Here is a 2,055-nt window from a genome sequence, read left to right as displayed (position 1 = left end):
CCTATATGGGAAACAGCATGTCCCTTCAAATTTTAAGTTATTTCCTTCAACATTGTGAGGAAGAAGATATACGGATGCTATTAGAAAATGGCATAGCCTTATCCACAGATTTCCTGCAGAGGATCGAAGAGTTTTTTAAAAAGGAGAATTTTCCTATCCCAATTGGATTTACGAAAGATGATGTCAATCTTGGTGCCCCTCGTTTATACAAAGATGAATTTTATGTACACTATTTAAAATATGCTGCAAAGGCAGGAATGAGCCTTTACGCCGTAGCAGTCCCATTGATCTTGAGGGAGGATGTACGAGAGTTCTTTATTTATTGTAATCAATGTACTACTATCCTGTTAGGGCAAATAAATAATGTTTTAATGGAAAATAAATTTATTGCCAAACCTCCGACAATTCCGATACCAAATGGAATTGAAAAAATTGATAAACAAAGTTTCTTAAATGGTTTTTTGGGAGATGTCCGGCCGTTACAGGCATTAGAAATGATTCATCTTTGGGATAATATAGAAAATAACACGACAAGTATGGCCTTATTATTGGGCTTTCATCAAACCGTTCAAGATGACAAGATAAGGGCTTTGTTTAAAAGAGGTTTAGAAATGACTGATAAAGCTGTAAAACAATATAAGGAAAAACTTCACGTTGAAAGTATACATTCACCTGATTACCTAGACCATTTGGTTACAACATCTACCTATCCACCTTTCTCCGATAAAATCATGTTGTTTCATAAAGTGGATATGTTTGCGATGAAGGTAAGAGCATTTGGAAACTCATTGGCGGTAACGGCAAGAAGAGATATCGATATGTTGTATATAAGAACTCTTATCAACATTGGGGCATTTGTTGATGATGGTATGAATATCTTGATTCAAAAAGTATGGTTGGAATCCCCGCCAAAAGCATATGAACGGGCTTTGGAGTAAAGAAATACATAAAAAAACACTTACGTACTATTTGATGAAGAAAAGGAATCTTGAAAGAAACTAAATCTCAACTTCATCGATCTTTGAATTTAAAGGAGAACACTCTTCGATAAGCAATGAAGGTGTTCTCCTTTTTTTGTTTACTTGTAATCTTATTTTGGGCAACTCAATGAAAATTAGCGTTTTCAATCAGATGCTTGATATTATTAAGCTGAAAAGCACCATATATTCTATTTTTGGATGTAAGTTCATTGATAAAAAACTGGTGTAACTGTTCTTTGTTAGCGACACGCTTCACAATGCTGTTATCCGACCAATCGTGAAGCTCTTTTACATCGTAATTAAAGAATAATAAGGTGTTGATCCAAGAGGGTATATCTTGACTTTGTAAATAATTGGATAGGATGACGGCAGTTTGTTGAACCTGGCAAATTGGATTTTCATACGTCTTTACAGTTAATTCTCCCGACTCTGATTTACCGAAGATCAGCGTTTCCTCTTTCTCACTATCTACTATATCGGCTAAAAAAGAAAACCTCTGGCTGTTACTTCTTGTTAATCCCAGAACGATGTGACCTTTACAGTATTTAGTTTCTATCACATAGATCCCCGTTGATAAAAGGACAAGGTGGTCAATTTGCCGAGTTTTTCCGTTTCCATCTGGTATATAAATGTTCGGCATAATAATCATTTCATCTGGTGGAAGGATTTTTTTACGAATTAAATCTGATTTGAAATTTTCTAGTATCTGGTGGGTGACGATTTCCCCTTGGTTTTTATAATTTTTACGTATCTCTTCATTTTCGATTACTAGTTTTTCTATTTCACGTTGGTAAGATTCGCTCAAACCCATAATCTTCTCATCGTACTTCGTTGCTGCCGTTTCCATGGATGCCTTTTGTATTTCTTTGAGCGCTTCTAGCTCCTGGTAATGATTGTTTCTCATTTCTTTTTGTTTAGCTTTTTCCTTTTTTACAATAAAAGTTAACCAAGCGACAGATGCAGCTAGTAAAGTGGAAATAATTAACCAAATCATTGATTTTCTCCTTATCTATCAGATCATATTATTTTTTTTAATAGCTTTTTATCAGCATTTTATCTATTTGACGGACTTTAT

At 34.5% G+C, this 2,055-nt stretch carries 2 protein-coding genes; one reads left to right on the top strand and one right to left on the bottom strand.

Annotation, left to right across the window (positions count from 1 at the left end; translation table 11 throughout):
* A partial coding sequence (locus V7659_RS11685; protein WP_335540162.1) for a DUF3231 family protein occupies positions 1-938 on the top strand: 938 nt, incomplete at its 5' end.
* Positions 939-1,104: 166 nt separating this feature from the next.
* Here V7659_RS11685 and V7659_RS11680 read toward each other — a convergent pair.
* Complete coding sequence (locus V7659_RS11680) at positions 1,105-1,974, bottom strand: nuclease-related domain-containing protein (protein ID WP_335540161.1); 870 nt, start codon at positions 1,972-1,974, stop codon at positions 1,105-1,107.
* Positions 1,975-2,055: the final 81 nt, after the last annotated feature.

This window comes from Neobacillus drentensis, from assembly GCF_036966985.1.
Classification (GTDB): Bacteria; Bacillota; Bacilli; order Bacillales; family Cytobacillaceae; genus Neobacillus; species Neobacillus drentensis_E.
Note: the sequence above shows the minus strand (reverse complement) of the source record. Positions and strands in the feature narration are given on the sequence as shown.